Origin of the sequence: Paenibacillus sp. SYP-B3998, assembly GCF_010820665.1 — a bacterium.
Classification (GTDB): domain Bacteria; phylum Bacillota; class Bacilli; order Paenibacillales; family NBRC-103111; genus Paenibacillus_E.
Genome location: NZ_JAAIKC010000001.1, coordinates 636174 through 655429, shown reverse-complemented (window position 1 = coordinate 655429; position 19256 = coordinate 636174). Strand labels below are relative to the sequence as shown.

Annotated in this window: 14 protein-coding genes; all 14 read right to left on the bottom strand. The window is 47.2% G+C overall.

Going from position 1 to position 19256, the window contains the following annotated elements; translation table 11 throughout:
- Positions 1-113 precede the first annotated feature (113 nt).
- The 14 genes from GK047_RS02910 to GK047_RS02845 all read right to left on the bottom strand — a co-directional run bounded on the left by GK047_RS02910 (position 114) and on the right by GK047_RS02845 (position 19040).
- Positions 114-398, bottom strand: a complete 285-nt coding sequence (locus GK047_RS02910) for a late competence development ComFB family protein (protein ID WP_163940878.1) — start codon at positions 396-398, stop codon at positions 114-116.
- A 122-nt stretch (positions 399-520) separates the two neighbouring features.
- On the bottom strand, positions 521-1624 hold the full coding sequence (locus tag GK047_RS02905; RefSeq protein WP_163940876.1) for an N-acetylmuramoyl-L-alanine amidase: 1104 nt from the start codon (positions 1622-1624) through the stop codon (positions 521-523).
- A gap of 54 nt (positions 1625-1678) precedes the next feature.
- The gene (locus tag GK047_RS02900; protein ID WP_163940874.1) at positions 1679-3127 is read right to left on the bottom strand and encodes a M14 family zinc carboxypeptidase; all 1449 of its coding nucleotides are present in this window, start codon (positions 3125-3127) and stop codon (positions 1679-1681) included.
- A 239-nt stretch (positions 3128-3366) separates the two neighbouring features.
- The gene (locus tag GK047_RS02895) at positions 3367-3915 is read right to left on the bottom strand and encodes a hypothetical protein (RefSeq protein WP_163940872.1); all 549 of its coding nucleotides are present in this window, start codon (positions 3913-3915) and stop codon (positions 3367-3369) included.
- A 133-nt stretch (positions 3916-4048) separates the two neighbouring features.
- The gene (locus GK047_RS02890) at positions 4049-7126 is read right to left on the bottom strand and encodes a glycoside hydrolase family 2 TIM barrel-domain containing protein (RefSeq protein WP_346010276.1); all 3078 of its coding nucleotides are present in this window, start codon (positions 7124-7126) and stop codon (positions 4049-4051) included.
- 28 nt (positions 7127-7154) lie between these two features.
- Complete coding sequence (locus tag GK047_RS02885; protein ID WP_163943575.1) at positions 7155-7964, bottom strand: carbohydrate ABC transporter permease; 810 nt, start codon at positions 7962-7964, stop codon at positions 7155-7157.
- Between the two features lie 2 nt (positions 7965-7966).
- A complete protein-coding gene (locus GK047_RS02880) occupies positions 7967-8935 on the bottom strand; it encodes a carbohydrate ABC transporter permease (protein ID WP_163940870.1) in 969 nt (322 codons plus the stop codon).
- A gap of 22 nt (positions 8936-8957) precedes the next feature.
- Positions 8958-10268, bottom strand: coding sequence for an ABC transporter substrate-binding protein (locus tag GK047_RS02875; protein ID WP_163940868.1), 1311 nt, complete (start codon positions 10266-10268; stop codon positions 8958-8960).
- 257 nt (positions 10269-10525) lie between these two features.
- The gene (locus tag GK047_RS02870) at positions 10526-11659 is read right to left on the bottom strand and encodes a response regulator transcription factor (protein ID WP_163940866.1); all 1134 of its coding nucleotides are present in this window, start codon (positions 11657-11659) and stop codon (positions 10526-10528) included.
- Positions 11622-13370, bottom strand: a complete 1749-nt coding sequence (locus GK047_RS02865) for a sensor histidine kinase (protein ID WP_163940864.1) — start codon at positions 13368-13370, stop codon at positions 11622-11624. The genes GK047_RS02870 and GK047_RS02865 overlap by 38 nt, the downstream gene beginning before the upstream one ends.
- Before the next feature lie 124 nt (positions 13371-13494).
- Complete coding sequence (gene gcvPB / locus GK047_RS02860) at positions 13495-15045, bottom strand: aminomethyl-transferring glycine dehydrogenase subunit GcvPB (RefSeq protein WP_163940862.1); 1551 nt, start codon at positions 15043-15045, stop codon at positions 13495-13497.
- 24 nt (positions 15046-15069) lie between these two features.
- Positions 15070-16473 (bottom strand): aminomethyl-transferring glycine dehydrogenase subunit GcvPA, encoded by a 1404-nt coding sequence (gene gcvPA, locus GK047_RS02855; protein WP_163940860.1) that lies wholly within the window; start codon positions 16471-16473, stop codon positions 15070-15072.
- A gap of 63 nt (positions 16474-16536) precedes the next feature.
- A complete protein-coding gene (locus tag GK047_RS02850) occupies positions 16537-17313 on the bottom strand; it encodes an SDR family NAD(P)-dependent oxidoreductase (RefSeq protein ID WP_163940858.1) in 777 nt (258 codons plus the stop codon).
- A gap of 35 nt (positions 17314-17348) precedes the next feature.
- A complete protein-coding gene (locus GK047_RS02845) occupies positions 17349-19040 on the bottom strand; it encodes an amylo-alpha-1,6-glucosidase (RefSeq protein ID WP_163940856.1) in 1692 nt (563 codons plus the stop codon).
- Positions 19041-19256 lie beyond the last annotated feature (216 nt).

Here is a 19256-nt window from a genome sequence, read left to right as displayed (position 1 = left end):
GCGGCAATCTTATCCATTGCCGCTTGCGTCTTTTTTTAAGCCTGCCTCAACGTGTATATGAATAGACCCGTTATCATTCCCCAAAAAAACTGCTCACCTTATGCGGCGAACAGTTAGGCAAGACTACCATCTTCAGAATGGTTTTGGTTATGCTCCACAATGAAAACTGCGCTCGTCAGTTCTTTCATCACATCAGATTGCAGTTGTGTATTTAAATAAAGACTTTTCACGAATAATTGACCTTTTTGACTGGACGTATATTTAGGAGGAATCTGGTTTAAGACTAAAGCAAGAATATCTTCCTGACATTGCTCACAGACGCATTTCAGCTCATAATTTTTTTGAAACTCGTCGAATAAATCACTTACGATTGCCTCTACGGCATTGACTACCCCCATTATTTAAAACTCCTCTACACAGAAATAGGTTCACTTTGTATTAAAGCATGACCTCATAAGGATATCAAGCCAAAAGAAAAAACCAGTTCAAATTGCCTAAGCGAAATGTCCTGGTTTCTCCACTATTTCTGTAATATCCATGCATCGCCTTGCCAAGTTTCGATCATGTACCATCTCTGCCATTGCGCTTTAACTCGAACCTTTTGAGGGGTCAGTCCGCCGATCGGCTGTTCATCCAAGGGACTTCGGTACATTGCTGTGTAATTCGAGAGTTCAAGCTCCTTATCTAGCCGTTGGATCTCGATTAGAGTTGGCCCCGTATATACCCAACGGCTTCCTACCCAAGTGTCTACTTGGTGCCAATTGCCCCAGGAAGCCGAGGCTTGTACCGTTTGAGGCGTTAGCGACATCGCGGTGCGGATCATTTTGCCATCCAAAAGCTCATATAAACGACTAGGAGTCGGTAAATAAAGGTGAGCTTGCTGCGCTTTTTCCGTTCCCTCCACCTGTACAGCACCATACACATTTATGCCGTTTACAACGCCTTGTGCCAATCTGTCCAAATAGTCGGGATTCGACAATTTCTCATCTTCATCTGAATTCGTCATGAACCCCATTTCGACCAAAATGGTCGGTACCTCCGACCAATTGAATCCCGAGAGATCAGAACGTGCCACAATGCCTCTGGAAGCAGCTCCTGTCGTTTTTAGAACCTCGTTCAATACGCTTTGAGCGGCTTCCTTGCTTTGTGAATAAAACGTTTTATTATGTTCGCTCCATGCCGGAGTGAGCAATGAAATTCCTTGTGTTTGAGCGGAGCTATCTCCATCTGCGTGAAGGCGCACGGCCAAATCCGCATTTACCTCATTGCACATCAAAGCTCTTTCCTTATTGGAGATGTTGACGTCATGCGTTTCACGAGTCATCACAACCTGATAGCCCAGTTTCTCCAATTTATCTTTAATAAGCAGCGCTGCCTCTAAACTTAAAACATATTCCGGTTTTTTCGTTTTGACGCCTCTGGTTCCCGACGAAACCTTTGGTTTCATTTCCTTTGCGTCAGGCCCTGTGGGTTCAAGCCCATTGTTCCCGTAACGTTGATGACCTGGGTCAACACAAATGATCGGTTGATCTGGTGCTTTAGCGTTTGCCACTGGACTACCTATTTCGATAATAAGAAAACCTATGATTGCGATTGCTAGCCAACTTCGACGCATATGTAACATGCTGCTGCTCCCCTCGTATTTACAATTCATGAATGGCGTCTTAAAGCAACCCGTCTATTCTTTGTATGGGATCCAGACATCTCCCATCCATGTGTGAATAAGAACCCAGTCCCTCCAACGTTCCAACGTATTCACCTGCTGAGGGTTCAATTTACCAATGGGTTCCATGTTCTCAGCAATTGGATACTTGTATAACGGAGTCACGTCTTTTAAGTCAATTAGTTGAACGAATTTCTCACTATACCCCTGAAGATAGGCAGTCTCATCAAGGTGAATCCACTTCGATCCCATCCAGGTGGAGAGACGGTACCATTCCCCCATACGAGCGTCTGAGCTTACTTTCCCGCTGGAGATTTCCCCACCTGTAGGGAAAGATTCACTAGGTCGATTATATAGTTTAACCGTTTCAAGTAATTGTAATTTATTCTCAACTGTTTCTATTGGATAGCGTTGTTGCCACAACTTGTACCCTTCGGATGCCAAATATAACCCCAGTGTCTCATTCTCCTTCCAAATATCGGAAAACGTCCAGATTGGCAGTTCCGCTTCTTCAATGTACGGCCCTAATTCAGCCGTGAATCCCGGACGCCCAAATTGCGCGATAAACCAATCCGTGTAACCGCCACCAGATGGATTGGTCTCCGGCATCACCAAGCTGTATCCTGTCATACCGCTAATCGTTTCAGCCATTTTCCTATCTCGTTCCAAATTTTTGGAATCTGTATGAAAGTTCCAGTATAAGACCCGTCCCGACGTGTGGTAAGATAAAGCGATTTCAGGATCTGACTCGTAGGTAAACCGAATCATGCTCTTTGCTTCCGCTGTGACCACGGGCTCCGCTCCTTTGTAGTTTTTATACATCGGGTATTTGGAGGCATTGCGAATCCCGGTCCAATCGGCAGGGTACTGTCGGTTGATGTCAATCCCTTCAGCATTGGCCTTCCATCGGTTAAAGTCATTACTGCCACCATTCATACTTATGAACTGACTGCTTAATTCTTCAGGAAAAGCACTAGGACCCAATTGCTGCAGCGTTACACCATCTGGATTCACCATTGGAATAAACCAAATCGAGCAGCGATTGAGTAGTTCACGAACAACATACTCGTTGAATTTCATATTATGCTCGTAGGCATACGCATAGCGGTCGATCATATAAAGGATAAGGTTCGTTCCCATCCATTCTCTGGCATGCTGAGCCCCGTCAATCAAGACATTAGCTTCACCTTTGCCTAATTTCACTGCTTTAATATCCTTCCCGTACGCTGTTGTACCGATCGACTTTACTTGGATGAGATCCGGATAGGCAGCTGCCAGCTTCTTCACATCTTCTGACATTAAATCATACGTATACGTTTGATATGGGTTAACAATCTCTTTGTTAGCTGCAACTGCAGACTGCTCATCTGCGCTAACTACTGCGTTTCCCATAAATGCTGTAATGACCAAAAAAGTCACAGTCACAATCCATAACTTTGATTTGTTCCAGTTCGTCGTACTCAAGCGCTTGTCTCCCCTATCCCGTTTCTCTAACGCTAGTCTATTAGATCTAGTTTCTAGTAATTTCTAATTTAGTATAAAAGAATAACGACATAAAATCTATATTTACGATATATTTCGACATAAAATACAGTATTCTACATCTTGCAATACAAAAACATCCACCTTATAACCCAAGGTGTTCCTGATCCTTGGATTATATAGGTGGATGCTTGTATGTACACATTCATGTGTACTTTGTTCTATAGAAACGCATGAATCAAAAATAAGACGGCAAATGCTAGCCCTGATCGAAGGTGCCACCTTCGATCTAACCGTTTATATCTGAACAATCCCGATACGGGGACTGGAAGCAGAACGATAAGCGCAAGAAGACCGCTCACATTACTGAAATTGAATGTAAAGCCGTACACAAATACCGCGGCTGCATGAAGGACAATAAGCCCAATCGCTAAGATCGCAGCTGGTGTATGCCATTTTCGTACGATTCGAAGTAAAATGACAACCCCTTTTTTCATAATTTCCATGCGTCCCCATATTCGCTGTTTGATTAGCAAGGAGAGTACATAATAAGCTAAAACAAAGAACAAAGCTAACCTGGCATTAGACCCATAATTCTTATACGTATGTTCAAAGCTTCTGCTGTGCAGAGAAGCCGCTGACATATGCAGCATCCCCCCTATTCCCACGATGAGGATTAATACGGTCATCCCTACTGCCGTGAATACCCAGATCCGCTCTTTCTCGGGGATCCCTAATCGTTTAGTTGTGTTTGCTCGACGTAATTCCATTGATGTTCCCCCTTCGAAAATTGTCATAAGTATAGGCTTACTATACACATTACATATGAATTTTAAATGAAAAAAAGCCAGATCACCTCGCCTAAGCGAAAGAACGACCTGACTTCTTATTTATGGGATAAGTTCACTTCCGAGAATGCCATCCAGCCGATCCCGCATTTTCATTAAAAGGGATAAAGTCTAGCTGAAACAGGAACTCGTGTGGTTTCAATTGATACGCGGGCAACTGTGCGGGGCCACAGCTGTTGGAGCCAAGCCCATTTTGCATATAATCTACATGCAGCGTGATGTAATCACGTTTGGATAAGTCTATTGTATGCTTAGCTCCATCCAAGTCCGCTGTCGTGTACGGATGGGCACTAAAGTTGAATTGAGGCTTCCCAGCCACCAACAATCCAGCGCCCATTGAATCGGTAAAGGATACCCATTTGACGTCTGATCGATTACCATTTTCCTGTGGATACACATATGGCGTATAAAGATCGTCAATCACTGATTGATATTTCCCAAAACGACTAGCCTGCTGGCTGTCCGGATAACTTTCTCCAGGTCCCCTGCCGCTCCAAACAACTTTATTCAAGCTTTGGTTGAGTTCCAGCTCAATACCGATTCGCGGGAATACAGCCGGTAAATTACCATAAGGTTTGCCATGAAGTTCTAATGACAGAATCCCATTACGGCCAAAGGTGTAACGATATTCGCAGTCTATTCCCCACTCATGAACTGGTGGCGCAAAACGAATTTGACTGCTCACAACGAGTTCACCTTCTTCATTCTCTGACCAAGCGAAATCACGTAGACTGTGCTGCATACGATCCAAATAAGCTTTCCTCATGTCGGCAACGACGTACATGTCATTGTCGATTGGGGCTCGCCAGATCGTTAGCTGCGGCCCCTTCTGGAATAGAGGAATCCCCGCTTGATGCCACGCCTTGAGAAACCCCTTGTGCTGATCAAATGTAGCAAGCGAATTCAGTGCCTCAACACGTAGCTGCCCGCGTTCCAAGTCATAACGCACCGGGCCCACCGTTACGGACGGCTTCACTTGAATGACTGTCTTCACAGGTAGTGCAAACTGGGTCCATGCCACTTCGTGGCCGTTACTCCCCCATATGGTGTCCGCCTTCGTTACAAAGCTCAAGGTACACCATGCATCGGCATCATTAGCCGCTGTAGGCTTCCGAAAGGGGATATGAAGCTCTGCGCTTGCGCCTGGAGCTATCTTAGGAACAGCAAGCTCCTCGCTTTGTACAACCTCACCTGATACGTCCACACGCCATACCAGCCTTACATGCTCTAACGTGATGAAATCATATTTGTTATGAATGCGAATATGCCCTGACGCAGCGTCTAGCACTTCTGTCACAATCGGTTCCATAATTTTCTTCAATTCCAGTAATCCCGGAGATGGCACCCGATCAGGCGAAACGAGACCATCGATGACAAAATTGCCATTATTGGGCTCATCTTGAAAATCACCGCCATAAGCGAAATAAGCCTGACCCGTCTCTGTATATTGACGCAGTCCATGGTCGATCCATTCCCAGACGAAACCGCCCTGCATGCGAGGGGAGCTGTAGAAAATATCCCAATACTCCTTCAAACCTCCCGGTCCGTTCCCCATTGCATGCGCATATTCACACAAAATGTGCGGTTTATCCGAATCCTTCTCCGCGAACCCGATGCATTTCTCATGTGAGGAGTACATCGTACTTACCACATCGCACACCTTAGCCTCACGATCACCTTCGTAATGGACCAGGCGCGTGCTGTCATAAGCATGGCACCACGCGGCCATCGCCTCATGATTGCTGCCGAAGCCAGATTCATTTCCGAGCGACCACATGAGGATAGAGGCATGGTTTTTGTCCCTCTTGACCATACGTTCCATGCGATCCACATAGGGCGCTTCCCATGTAGGATCGTTGCAGAGCCGATTTTCATCACCCAACAGTTCAAATCCATGGGTTTCCAAATCCGTCTCCTCCATGACATATAGCCCATAACGATCACATAACTCGTAAAATCTAGGATCATTCGGGTAGTGGGCAGTCCTGACGGCATTAATATTGAACCGTTTCATCAGCAGGATATCCTCCACCATGGTCGAGATCGACAGTGCGCGTCCTGTATCGGGGTGGTGATCGTGCCGGTTAACCCCTCTTAGCATGATCGCTTTCCCATTGACGAGCATCTGACCGCCGGCAATCTCAACTTTACGGAAGCCGACTCGCCAAGGAATCGTTTCGAGCACATGACCTGCTCCATCTCTAATGGTTATGAGCAGTACGTATAGATATGGTGTTTCAGCGGTCCACTTGCGGGGGCACGCAACATGAAGCCTTTCATTGATTGTGGTCATCCCGCCGTTATCGATGAACGGAACTCCTGATCTGACAGAAGCAATCTCCGAGAAATAACTATCAAATAAACGAATATCAATCTCAGCACCCTGCTGCAAAGCGTTCTGATTGCGAAGCGTGATGTCGACTTGAAGCTCTGCATCTATACATTCGGCATCCAACTCTGTTCTGCAAAAGAAATCATAGACTTGAAGCTTAGGCTGCATGACCAAGTACACATCCCGGAAAATTCCGCTTAGCCACCACATGTCTTGATCTTCCAAATAGGAGCCGTCCGACCACTGATAAACCCGCACAGCTAGTAAATTGCTGCCTTCTCTCACATAGGGCGTCACGTCGAATTCAGAAGCAAGACGGCTTCCTTGGCTGTAGCCGACTTCAACACCATTTACCCATACGTGAAAGGCACTATCGACGCCTTGGAAATTCAACGTAATCTGCTGGCCCACCCAATTCGGCGGAATTTGAAAAGTGCGACGGTAAGATCCTGTCGGGTTCTCTGATGGGACGCGAGGAGGATCTACGGGAAATGGATAGTATAAATCCGTATAATGCGGCTTGCCATATCCATGCAGCTGCCAATGTCCTGGAACAGGAATTGACCTCCACTCATCGGTTGCAATCTCTTGTTTGTAGAAGTGCTCCGGCGCTTCCGCCGCAGAGGATGCATAGTGGAAATCCCACTGGCCATTGAGCAGCAGGAAGCGGTCCGAGCCGCCCCTTTCTAAGGTAAAAGCCGATGCCTCATCGGCAAATGGAATGAAATACGCTCTTGCTTCCATTCGGTTACGGTGAAGCAGCTCATGATTTTCCCAATCGTTACGTTGTATTTCAGGCACTGCAAGGCCTCCATTCTATGATGTGTTTTTATTTAATCCCCGTACTGGCAATTCCCTCAACGATGTATCGCTGCGCCATGAAGAAAATAAGGAGTGGCGGGATGCAAATGATCGTCGTTACGGCCATGATCGAGGTCATATCGACGCCAAACATCCCTCTAAACTGCGCCAAACCTAACGTCAACGTATACTTGCTTGCGTCATTCAAGAAAATTAACGGCCCCAAATAATCGTTCCATGTATCCATCATGTTGAAAACGCTAACTAAAATCAGCGCAGGTACCATCAAAGGCACGAAGATACGCAAATAAATTGAAAATGCGCTCGCCCCGTCAATACTTGCCGATTCTTCTAATTCGCGAGGCAGCGTCAACAGAAACTGACGAAGCATAAAGATAAAGAACGGCGCTCCGAACCACGCGGGTACAATTAACGGCTTCAACGTATTGATCCATCCTAACAAGTTAAACTCCATATACAGCGGAATCATGGTCACATCCCAGGGAATCATCATCGTCGCAAGCAAGACCATAAACAGCGCATCTCTGCCTTTGAAACGGAACCGCGCAAACCCGAAGGCAACCATGGATGAGGAAAGGAGCTGCCCGATATTGCATAAAATCGTAACAGTCAACGAATTTCTCAGAAAGTCATTGAACGGCTGAATCGTCCAGGCATGCACGAAATTATCAAAATGAAGCGTTGAAGGAATCCATTTTGGCGGAAACATATAGATTTCTTCTGGCGATTTCATAGCTGTAGATACGAGCCAATAAAAGGGCATCAGAAACAGCAATGAGAAAAAAACGAGTAGTCCGTAGGCGACTATTTTTTTCATGTTCATTTGGATGCCTCCTTGCTTCTCGCGCGTTTGCTGCCCGTCTGCTGCTTCACTTCACTCTCATAGAAAACCCACATGCTAGAGGATTTAAATACGAAGACCGTCAAACTGAGCACAATCAAAAACATAATCCACGCGTTTGCTGCGGAATAGCCCATATGGAAAAACTTAAACGCATTCTCATAGACGTACATCGCGTAAAAATATGTCGATTTCAGCGGTCCGCCACCCGTTAAGGTCAACGCCAAGGTCAATTGCTGGAAGGCTGCAATGATCGACGTCACTAAATTAAACAAGATCGTTGGACTTAACATCGGAAGCGTAATGGCAAAAAATCTCCGAAATGCATTCGCACCGTCCATGGAAGCGGACTCATATAAGTCTTTGGGAATATTTTTCAAACCTGCCAAGTAAATAAGCACCATGGAGCCTTGGGCCCATAGACTGGCTCCGACCATCGCCGTAAGCGACCAATGGGGATCGCGCAGCCAATCGGGTCCTGTGATCCCAACCAAGGAAAGCAGATAATTAAGCAGTCCATACTCTCCGCTATATACCCAAGACCAAATCATCGAAAGGGCAACGCCCGATATGACAGAAGGCAAATAGAAGATCGTCCGAAACAATCCGCTTGCCCTAATTTTCTGGTTCAACAACATCGCAAGCGTGAGCGAGAAAGCCAAATTAAGCGGTACAAGCATAAGCGCAAACTTAGAAGTAACGCCTAGAGAATGCCAAAATAACGGATCGTCCGTGAACATTGTGATATAATTTTGCAGCCCAATAAACTTACGCTGCCCAGTAATCGGCCAATCGTATAAACTGATGATGAGTGAAAATAAGAGCGGTCCCAACGTAAATGCTGCGAAACCAATAATCCAAGGAAGGATGAAGAGGTAGGGAATGATCCTACCCCTCTTGAATGAAGCCCGGCGGATTGCAATGGTTTTGGATATTTGTGTAGGCATCGTCATTCTCCATTCGGGTCGACTATTTAATAAACTTTTGGGAATCCTTGACGGCGAGATCCAAGGTCTCTTTCGCATTTTGCCCGGAGATCACTGCGTCAATAGCAGAAGTCAAATTGCGATTCACTTCATTCCATTTGGGATTAAGCAAGAACGCAGGCGTATTGTCCGAAGCTTCAAGCATTTTGAAGAACGGCTGGAAAAGTGGATCTTGACTCAGCTTCATCTGATCCGCTACGCTTTTGCGCACTGGAAGATCCGCTGTTCGCATCTTGATGGCTACGTCAGAAGCATAAAACTTCACGAATTCCCAAGCTTCTTTTTTATATTTCGAATTTTTGGAGATCGAAATAGCGGATTCGGCGACGACCCCTTTTAATGGCTTACCTTCGAAGGAAGGCATAACGACAGTACCGAAATCAACGCCTGTTTTCTTAAAATCATCCAATGGCCATATGCCGCTTTCCCACATCGCAATTTTGCCGGCTTTGAAGATATCGTCGCCGGATTGTTGATTTTTGCCGCCAACCACGACGCCGGATTTTTGCTTCAACAAATCACCGAGCAATTGCGCAGCTTCCGCGGTTTCTTTGCCATTCATAAAGCCTTCGATTGTTTTACCATCAGGACTGATGAAGCTCCCCCCATTGCTCCAGATCATGCCTTGCAAATCATAAGGATCATTGGAGGCGCGTATCCCGATGCCATATTGCTTTTTGGACGTATCCGTCAATTTCTTAGCCGATTCTTTCAGCTCGTTCCATGTCCAGCCTTCTTTCGGATAAGGCACACCTGCTTGATCGAACAGCTTCTTGTTGTAGTACATAATACGCGTCGTAAATCCTGCGGGCAGGCCGTACGATTTGCCGTCTACTTTCACATAATTGAAAAGTCCTGGATAGAAATCGTCGCGCTTCAAATCCACATCGTTATTCATCAAATCGTCTAACGGCTCCAAATTCGCATCATAGGTGGGGAAATCCCACATGTACATAATATCCGGGGCGTCGTTGGCACCAATGGCGGCTGCCAGCTTTTGATCGAAGCCATCGCCATATGCTTCTACTTGAATTTTGGTATTAGGGTGCGATTCTTCAAATTTCTTGGCAATGTCCTGCTCGATCTTCAGCGCGTCCCCCGTATCCCATGTGGCGAATCGAAGCGTAAGCTTGCTTCCGTTCGTACTATCCTTCGTCTGACTCGGACTGGTTGTCGGCTTATCTGATGCTGCCGCAGTCGGCTTACTTGTGTTCCCTTCCGAACCTCCACATCCTGACGCCACCAATGAAAGCGTAAACAATACTGGGATGACTACGACCATGGAACGTTTCATGAGAACCCCTCCTCCATCTATTTGGTGAATCGCTTTCATTATAAAACGATACGTCCATTGCCTGAACCGAGGAATGAACGGTATATGGAAGAACGTTGTCTGTTTTTCATCATGGATTCTCGCCCAGGTGGAAATTTGTTCGACTTCTGGTTGCTGATCGTCTGTTTCGATAACTAGGATGCGCCATAAATAACAAAAAACACAAAAGAATCACGAAATCACTGAAGATTTTGCGCTCCCCTGTGCTGCTCAGCTGACTAATGTTTATTCACATGTCTAAACTCACTGGGTGTTTTCCCTGTACATCGTTTGAACCATTTACTGAAATATTTGGCATCGATCATGCCTAATTTATCAGCAATGTCCTGAACCGTCGTATCCGTTGTTGTTAGCAATTGCTGCGCTGCTTTGAGCTTCGTTCGATACGTATACGCGACGAACCCTTCACCAAGCGTCTTCTTGAACAAGCTGCTCAAATGGCTTCTGCTAAGACCTACCTCACGCGCCACATCAGAAACTGATAATTTCTCATCAACCCGCTGTACGATCATCTTCACAGCCAAGGCAATCGGCTCCGGCCACGCCTCGGGATTGACGTTGTACGTATGTTCCGTCTCCGTCTGGCGATAAACACGCTTAACAGCTTCCATCCAGCGCTCGATGCCCGCAACAGGCCCTTCCTTGATCCAGCGCAGCTGCGGATACCTACTTTTCAAATCAATCAGCTGTTTATCGAATTCCTTGCAGGAAGCTGCGGGACCCAGCAGAAAGAAACGATCTTCAGCAAATTTAATTACTTCAAACATCCATTGATCGGCAATGACTTTCAGGCTAAGCGCAGCTTCTCCGGTAGCGTTGGCTGCTAAATAAATCAAGCTGGGCTCAAGCACCCATTGCCATTCCTTTGCAGATGGCAGCGTTTCTGTCAAATGAAGATCGATGCCATACAACCAGTCTAGAAACTGTTTCTGCCCCTCTTTCTTGCGCAACCGCTTATGCGTATCAATCTCATGCTGAAATTGCTCAAGAAACTCTTCTAATTCATCATCGTTATACGACGTTTTCAATAAATAGCCGGAAGCGCCCAGCTTTATTCCCTGCTGCACATAACCGAAATCGCTGTGGCAGCTGAGCAGCAGCACTTTGGTCTGCGGCTCATTTTCTTTAATTAGCTTGGCAAGCTCGATGCCGTTCATTTCTGGCATCACAATATCCGTAATGACCACTTCCGGCCGTTCGACCATAAAGGCATCCCAAGCTTTCGTGCCCGTCGGCGCGTCAGCGACCACTTTCATACCGTATTTTTCCCATGGAATAGTCGCCTTTAACCCTTTGCGAATAATCGCTTCGTCATCAACGATCATGACCCCGATAAGTGCCTCCGAAACCATGTGCATCCCCCTCTTCTCCATAAGGTAAACGGATTGTAATGGACGTTCCTTTGCCTAGCTCCGATTGGACACGTAGACCGTACTTATAGCCGAAATGCAATTGAATGCGCTGGTCAACATTGAACATTCCAATTCGCTTCAACGATTGTTGATGCTCGTTCGCATTGAGCATATGAGCAAGAACCTCAGGCTTGATGCCTTTGCCGTTATCGATCAAAGTCACAACAGCATCGCCTTGATCCACCCCGATGCTTAGCCTAATAGCGCCCTCCCCGTCTTCAAAGCCATGGAAAAAAATATTTTCAACCAAGGGCTGCAGCGTCATCCGAGGAATGCATACGCGTTCTAAATCTATGCCTTTATTGGCGATCTCATAGGAGAATACACGTCCATATCTAAGCTGTTGGATGTTCAGAAAGTGATCAATCAGATCTAATTCCTTATCCAGGGTTACAATTTCACGGGTGAAATTCAAGTTGCCATCAAGCACCTTGGTGAGATGATAGATCATCTTGTTCACCTCTTGTGCCCCTTGCAAGCGGGCTTTCCATTGGATCGAGGCCAACGTATTTAGCAAGAGATGTGGATTAATTTGAAAATGCAGGGCGCGCAGCTCTGCTTCTTTCTTCAGCCCTTCGGCGTGACGTACCTCGCCGATCAGCGTTTCCAATTGAAAGAGCATATTATTAAAGCTGAATGCGAGCCTGCCGAGCTCATCCTCGGAATCAACCTCTACACGCGTCTCTAGTCTGCCAATGCCGACGAGCTGAATCGTCTCTTTGAGACGCTTAATACGCCGAATAAAGCGCGAGGATATAATAATCGAAAGAATCAACGCGAGCAATAATGCAAATCCCGCAGCCACCATGGTAAACGTGCGGATGAGAACCGATGACTTATAGAACTCGCCATAAGGAATGCGAACTTCGATGCTCCAGTCCGTCACCTCGGAAGATTTGACCCACACGACATCCGTTGCCTTCCCGCTGAAGCCTGCTTCTGTCTGATAAATGAGTCGGCCTTGTTTATCCGTCAGCTTAATATGAGAATGGGTGTCAGCTTCAAATTCTTTGAATAGTTCAAGCAGTTTATCCGCGCTTACTTCAATCAGGATATGGCTCCCCTCCAGAAAGCTGTTCTGGTTTTTGATTTGAAATAAGAGGCCAATCACTTTTTCTTCGGGATTCGTCATCCCCACTTTATAATGTTTAGGCTCATAAATACCAAACCAGTAGCTGTCGGGATATAAGCTTCCCTTATTAAACAGCTCCTCCTCGATGATTTTTGGAGCATTTATTGTACTTTCACCGTAATAGTAGCCCGACTGAGTTATGATGAAGATCCCTTTCGTATCCACGGTTTTATGTGCTTTCAGAAACTGTTCAAGCTGCTGCTCATCCTGAAAGCCTTTATAAGTTGACGGCACTTCCTCGTGCAAGATGGTAAACTTCGGGTCTAGCAGGAAAGCTAAAATATCGGTAGCCGTAAATTTCATCTGTCGTAAGCCTGAATCAATCTGGGATTGCAGCAGCGCTACTGAGTTGTTCCCATACAAACCAAATTGCTGGTTAATCATCTGAGACGATTTCAAATAGGAGAAAAATCCAAACATCAGCAAGGGTATCGTTGCAACCAGCATAATAAATAGCGTGAGTTTGGTTTGCAAGCTTTGCTGAGCAACTTTCAACAACTGACGAGGATGTAAACGCATTCAAAATCAACTCTCCCGTTTCGACATATATCGCCATTATAGCAGATCATTTCACAGAAAGGGACTGGGGTATACGGTAACAAAATAAACCGGGGAACTCATATCCCCGGCACTTCCCTATGCACTATTTTGCTTTTTTAAGATAAGAACGCCAGGTGATGCACCAGTCTTCCGGCTCATCAAGGCTTGACTCTTCGATGCGGTGGACCGTGCTGAACTGCGGAGCGTCCAAGATCGCTTGCTGGTCATTGTAAGCTTCCCATGAAATCCTCTCCAGCGCCTGGACATATTCATCCAGATCATCCTTCGAATAAGATTCCGTTGGCTCGAGCGTAAATGGCTGAGGCACGACATACGGATGATGACTGGTCCAGTAATGCAAGCCGAAGTCGCACATTCTCCGCTGAACATCCTCGGTTGTAATGCCCGTATCCTTCGTAAGCTGCTCCCAGCTATACCGCACTTGCTCCAATCTTCCGCCTTGAACATACGGAGCGCTTGCCCCTTTGATTTTCAAAATTTTGCTGTATAAATAGTTATTATTCAGCACGGCCGTCTGCGCGACATCGAGCAGCCCATCGGCGCCTAACGCGCGAATCCATGCATAAGAGCGCAGCACGGTTTGTGCAACCCCGTGGAACATTCTGACTTTACCGATGCTATGCGCAAGCTGGTGATTGAAACGGTACGTCTGACCGTCGAACTCCACAAGGGGTCCAGGGAGAAAAGGAATCAGCTCTTTCACAACGCCCAGAGCGCCCGTAGCAGGGCCTCCGCACATATGCGGAGCTGCAAATGTTTTGTGCAAATTAAAGAAACACATGTCGAAGCCCGCTTCTTTGGCGCGAGCGATCCCAAGCAAACCATTGGCATTCGCTTGGTCGTAATAGCAAATACCGCCGTGTTCATGCACCAAATCCGTGAATTCTTTGATTCTCGGGTTAAAAATGCCCGTATCCTCCGGGTTGGCTACCACAAACCCAGCTGTTCGCTCGGATACCACTTGTTTTAATGCCTCCATGTCAGGCATGCCGTCAGCATCTGGATAAAGCGTAATGATTTTATACCCTTTTACTGCCGCTGTTGCCGCCTGCGAAGGATGGGAGAAGATCGTCGTAATGATCTCATTGCGCTGCTGCGCCTCACCTTTATGCTCATGGTAAGCCTGACAGATTGACGCCATAGCGAACAGTGCTTGCGTGCCGCTGCTTGGCTGGAACGTAAATTGATCCAAGCCCGATATCTCGCGCATCGCAAGGTCAAGCGAATAGTAGATCTCAAGGATCCCTTGAACGGTCGTTTCGTCCTGCAAAGGGTGCAGACCCATCATGTTCACGTTTCTAATCAACATTTCATTCACGCGCGGAATGTATTTCATCGTGCAGGTTCCCTGACCGATCTCAACATTGAAATCTGAGCCCAGCGTTTCTTGTGAAAGTCTGAGATAGTGTCGCAATACCTTCGCTTGACCGATTTCCGGAAGCGCCGGAGCCGCCTCACGAATCATCTCTGGTGGCAGCGCAGATATCCCATCGCCTATTTCGGCTTTGATCGAAGCGTCTGCCAGCGGTACTGACACCCCGCGTTCCCCAGCACGATGTAACTCAAAAATAATGGGCTCATCCCATTTGGCCTGATGAAATTTTCTCATTGTGTCTCTTTGAATCCGTTTCATAGCGATCTCCCTCCCCTTCTTTGGTTATCCTTCTACGATTTGTTTGACGGCAGCAGCTAACTGCTCTAAATCCTCTTTGGTGTGGATTTCTGTCACGCAATACAGTGCGCATTGCCCCCACTCTGGATACTCCTGGGAGAGGTCCTTGCCACCAAAAATACCGCAAGCAAGCAAATCACGATGAATCGCTTCAACCGTTTTTCCCGATTCATTGAAATCAACGACGAATTCTTTGAAGAAAGGAGTAGTGAAGCGCAGGCTCACGCCTTTTATTTGGCTCAGACGCAAAGCGGCATACTGAGCGTGCTGGATGATCGTTTGTCCAACCTCCTGCATACCGAGCGGCCCCATCAAAGCCAAGTAAACGCCAGCAGTGATTCCCCATAACGCGGTTTGAGTGCCCACCGATTCTTTACCCTTTTCCCGTTTGGCAAACGAAGTCCGCTCGTAGGCCACATCGCCGAAGCCGTACTCGCCTTCAACAATCGTCGGCACAATACCGAATAAACGTGAAGGATATTCCATGACGAACTTCTCCTCATCGCGGCTCGCAATGAAACCCGATTGCCCGCCGCCATACTGCATATGAATACCGAGCGGCTGAAGATCGCCGCATACGAGATCAGCGCCGTATTGACTCGGCGGCTTCAGTACACCGAGTGAAATCGGATCGATGCCCACGATGAACAAAGAACCAGCCGCATGCGCAAGATCGGCAATTTGTTGCCCTTGATGCTCCACAATACCGATATAGGACGGATTTTCGATGTAGATCGCAGCAACGTGATCAGTAAGCTTATTCTGTAGATCGTTAAGATCAAGCGTACCCCCCTTGGAATCTGTGTCGGAAATGGCATCGATATATACACAAGTTATCTCTGGGGATAAGTAATTTTCGATGATCATTCTGCGATCTGGGTGCAGGATAGCCGGGAGCAGCACTTCCTGCTTCCCTGTTATCCTTACCGCCATCCGCAGCGCGGTAGCCGCGGCTTGCGCCCAATCAAAGGTTGGCACATTGACAACATCCATATCGACCAATTCCGCAAGGAGACTTTGGTACTCGAACAGGGTCTGAAAGCGACCGTGATCTTCATAGGGTTCTCCGGCATAGGCCGTGACGAACTCAGAGCGTTGGCTGATCTCGTCGCAGACAGCGGGGATAAAATGCTGCCAGCATCCCGCACCTAGGAAATTCAAGTTGGCCTTTGCCGACGTATTTTTGCTCAGCAGCTTCTCAATATGGCGCTGCAACTCATACTCCGTCAGGGCTGGCTGCAGCTGTAATTGATCTCTGAATCTCAAGCTTTCCGGGATGCCTCGATACAGCTCCTCGATGCTGCTTACGCCAATTTCTTGCAGCATCACCTGCTTGACCTCGGGTACTGTATTCGGAATATAGGGATGGATACGCGGATTTTGTCTCATGTTCTCCTCCTGGACCTCTCGTCATGTCAATTTGTCATACATTGTTTTACATCCATTACGCGATCAAGCTAAACCGCCACCATCCACCACTAACACGGACCCTGTAACCCAAGAAGACATGTCGCTAGCCAAAAACAAGACCGATTTGGCAATGTCTTGCGGTGTCCCAATTCGTTCCAAAGGTCTTCCAACAGCCGAGGACTTAAGAAAGCTTTTTTCCTCTAGGTTCAGCTGCTTGGCCTCGTCACGAAGCAGCGGAGTATCCGTGTCGCCTGGACAAACGCAGTTAACGCGAATATGTTCAGAACCGTGATCGATCGCCATGGCACGCGTCAAATTGACGATGCCCGCTTTCGCCGCGCAGTATGCAGCGGCTTTGTCTCCGCCTTTCAAGCCCCAGCCCGATCCGGTGTTAATAATACTGCCGCCGCCGGATTGCGCCATGACCGGAATGGTAAATTTGGACAGCAGATAGGCGCCTTTTAACGTAATGTCGATGACCGCATCCCACTCATTCTCTTCAAGCTCTACAACCGTTTTGCGGCGGATGATGCCAGCGTTGTTCATTAAGATATCGATTCGTCCTAGCGCTGCCGCTGTCTGATCGATCGCCTGCTTACAATCTTGCGCCGATGTAATATCACAACGTGTGAATGAGGCTTTCAGACCCCGTTGTGTCAAGCGGGAAGCGGATTCACCACCCTGCTGCTCATTAATATCCAAGATGACAACGTGAGCGCCCTGCTCCGCTAGTATTGCTGCGGAAGCGTAACCAATTCCTGATGCGCCGCCGGAAATGACGGCGACTTTCCCAGCCATATTTAACAAACTGCTGTTCATCGTTTCTTTGCCTCCTTCATGATGTTCACCTAGTTTTATTTATTCTCATGTCGATAAAGCTCATTCGCCAAAATTAGAAAAACGCTAGAGGTCCAAGTAAACGCGCGATCCCGTAGTCCTTCTCCCGTTATAGCGTCATAGTTTTCCGCCATGCCGCTCTGCGCGGCCATCTTGCAGAATCTCTCCGCGATATCCATCGCAAAATCAAGCTCTCCGCAAGCTTTCAGTCCTTCGTATATCAGCAGGGTAGATGGTGCCCAAATCGGTCCTCTCCAATAGCCGTCTGCTTGATAAAATTCACTGCGTACGCTTTCTGTAGCAAAGCCATGCTCGGTCAGAAAACGTCCCGATTGCTTCAACCCTTCAACAAGCCTTTCTCTGACTGCTTCTGGCAGCCTATGTCCCAGAACAACGGGTAGAAATAATTGCAGGCTGTCGCCTACATGCGCTTGATTGCTTTCAGTCAGCTTGGCTAGGAAGGCTTCGCCATTCCAAAAATGCGCGAGAGTAGCTTGCAAAAGCTCCTCCGAGCGCTGTCTCCAGCTCTCGGCTTCACCGATTAAGCCTAGCTGCAGTGCGATTTCTCCGAGAACGTCCATCTGAAGCACAAGAAAAGCGCATAAGTCTGGTGATTGCAGCGGCACTCCCAAATGGAAAATAGTGCTGTTGTCCCAGCCGCTGTCATTGCCATGGTTATAGGCAGGAATGCCGCTCTTCTGGGTATCCCGATGCTCGAACCAGAAGTTGGTCCAGCGAACCATGGGTTCATAAATCTCTTTCATTCTCTCCACGGTAACGTAATCCGTTCGCCGCATCATCCAAGCGAGCGTCCAGCCGTGAATCGGTGGCTTACAGCCATTCCACAGGGCATATTTGTCATTCATTAAATCCGCCAGCATGCCCGATTCATCCTGTCGATCAAAGAAAATCATGAACTGGTCCCAAGCGAGCTGCGGTTCGCCCTCGATGAGCGCCATCGCGTTGAAGCAATGATCCCAACTCCATATATTCGTCATCCAATTTTTGGACATGTACATCGCTCTCCGAGGCAAATAGCCTTCTGGCTCGACAACACATGACCAAGTGATATAAGCAGCAAGCTCTCTAGCTGTCTCAAATTGCGAAGAGCAGCCTCGCGTATGCGCTAAAAATGATTCAAAATGCTCCTTCGTTCCGATGGAAGCGCTGTCTTTAAAGCCCGCTCTTGGGACAACCGCATATTCATGAATAAGCAAATCAATCTGCCCCTCGTCTAAGCTTGGGCTAAGGTCGAAGGCAATGCTGCGGCATCTCGAGCCTTCCCAAGGAGCCTCCATCTGCATGTTGCCTTGGCATGCATGCAGCGCATACCGCCTCTCCTTCGAGTAGCTGTTCAGCTCGATGATATCGCCCATCGGAACCGCGTAATCGTAGGTGTCGTTTACAACAACGAGTCTTACTCCGATACCCTCCCCGTTGATCCGAATGACATCCGGTTCTTGGAATGAAATCGCAAGGTAACCTTTGTCCGAATTCATTTGCAAAAGCGTCGCCGAAACCTGGTAAGTGTACGGAACGATCTTATCTTCACAGGTTGCCTCTATGCGAAAAATAAGGCCAGCCTTCTCATCTCCGCCACGAACGCTTTTGATGTAAATGCCTTGAATTTGATCACTTGGAACTATCTCCGTTATGGCCATAAACGAGCCATACGCGCTGAATGGCACCTCATTTAATCGAAAGAGCATGGCTTCACCTTTTCTCTGCCTTTTTTTGAAGTCATCAAACCATCATTCCACACAAAAATTTTACAAAAAAAAAAGCCGCCTAAGAACGCTTTTCTAAGCGGACTTATGTGGCATTTCTTCTTTTTTTATTCGTTGTAGATACCGAGGTGTCATTTTGTTAGATATTTATCGTCAAAAAACAAGAAAAAACCTGAACCAACTAAAAAAGCAAAGCAA

Coding starts and splice junctions, on each gene's coding strand:
- GK047_RS02905 (WP_163940876.1), bottom strand. CDS start 1,624: ATGTTACATATGCGTCGAAGTTGGCTAGCAATCGCAATCATAGGTTTT.
- GK047_RS02865 (WP_163940864.1), bottom strand. CDS start 13,370: ATGCGTTTACATCCTCGTCAGTTGTTGAAAGTTGCTCAGCAAAGCTTG.
- GK047_RS02845 (WP_163940856.1), bottom strand. CDS start 19,040: ATGCTCTTTCGATTAAATGAGGTGCCATTCAGCGCGTATGGCTCGTTT.
- GK047_RS02885 (WP_163943575.1), bottom strand. CDS start 7,964: ATGAAAAAAATAGTCGCCTACGGACTACTCGTTTTTTTCTCATTGCTG.
- GK047_RS02850 (WP_163940858.1), bottom strand. CDS start 17,313: ATGAACAGCAGTTTGTTAAATATGGCTGGGAAAGTCGCCGTCATTTCC.
- GK047_RS02880 (WP_163940870.1), bottom strand. CDS start 8,935: ATGCCTACACAAATATCCAAAACCATTGCAATCCGCCGGGCTTCATTC.
- GK047_RS02895 (WP_163940872.1), bottom strand. CDS start 3,915: ATGGAATTACGTCGAGCAAACACAACTAAACGATTAGGGATCCCCGAG.
- gcvPA (WP_163940860.1), bottom strand. CDS start 16,473: ATGAGACAAAATCCGCGTATCCATCCCTATATTCCGAATACAGTACCC.
- GK047_RS02910 (WP_163940878.1), bottom strand. CDS start 398: ATGGGGGTAGTCAATGCCGTAGAGGCAATCGTAAGTGATTTATTCGAC.
- gcvPB (WP_163940862.1), bottom strand. CDS start 15,045: ATGAAACGGATTCAAAGAGACACAATGAGAAAATTTCATCAGGCCAAA.
- GK047_RS02870 (WP_163940866.1), bottom strand. CDS start 11,659: ATGGTTTCGGAGGCACTTATCGGGGTCATGATCGTTGATGACGAAGCG.
- GK047_RS02875 (WP_163940868.1), bottom strand. CDS start 10,268: ATGAAACGTTCCATGGTCGTAGTCATCCCAGTATTGTTTACGCTTTCA.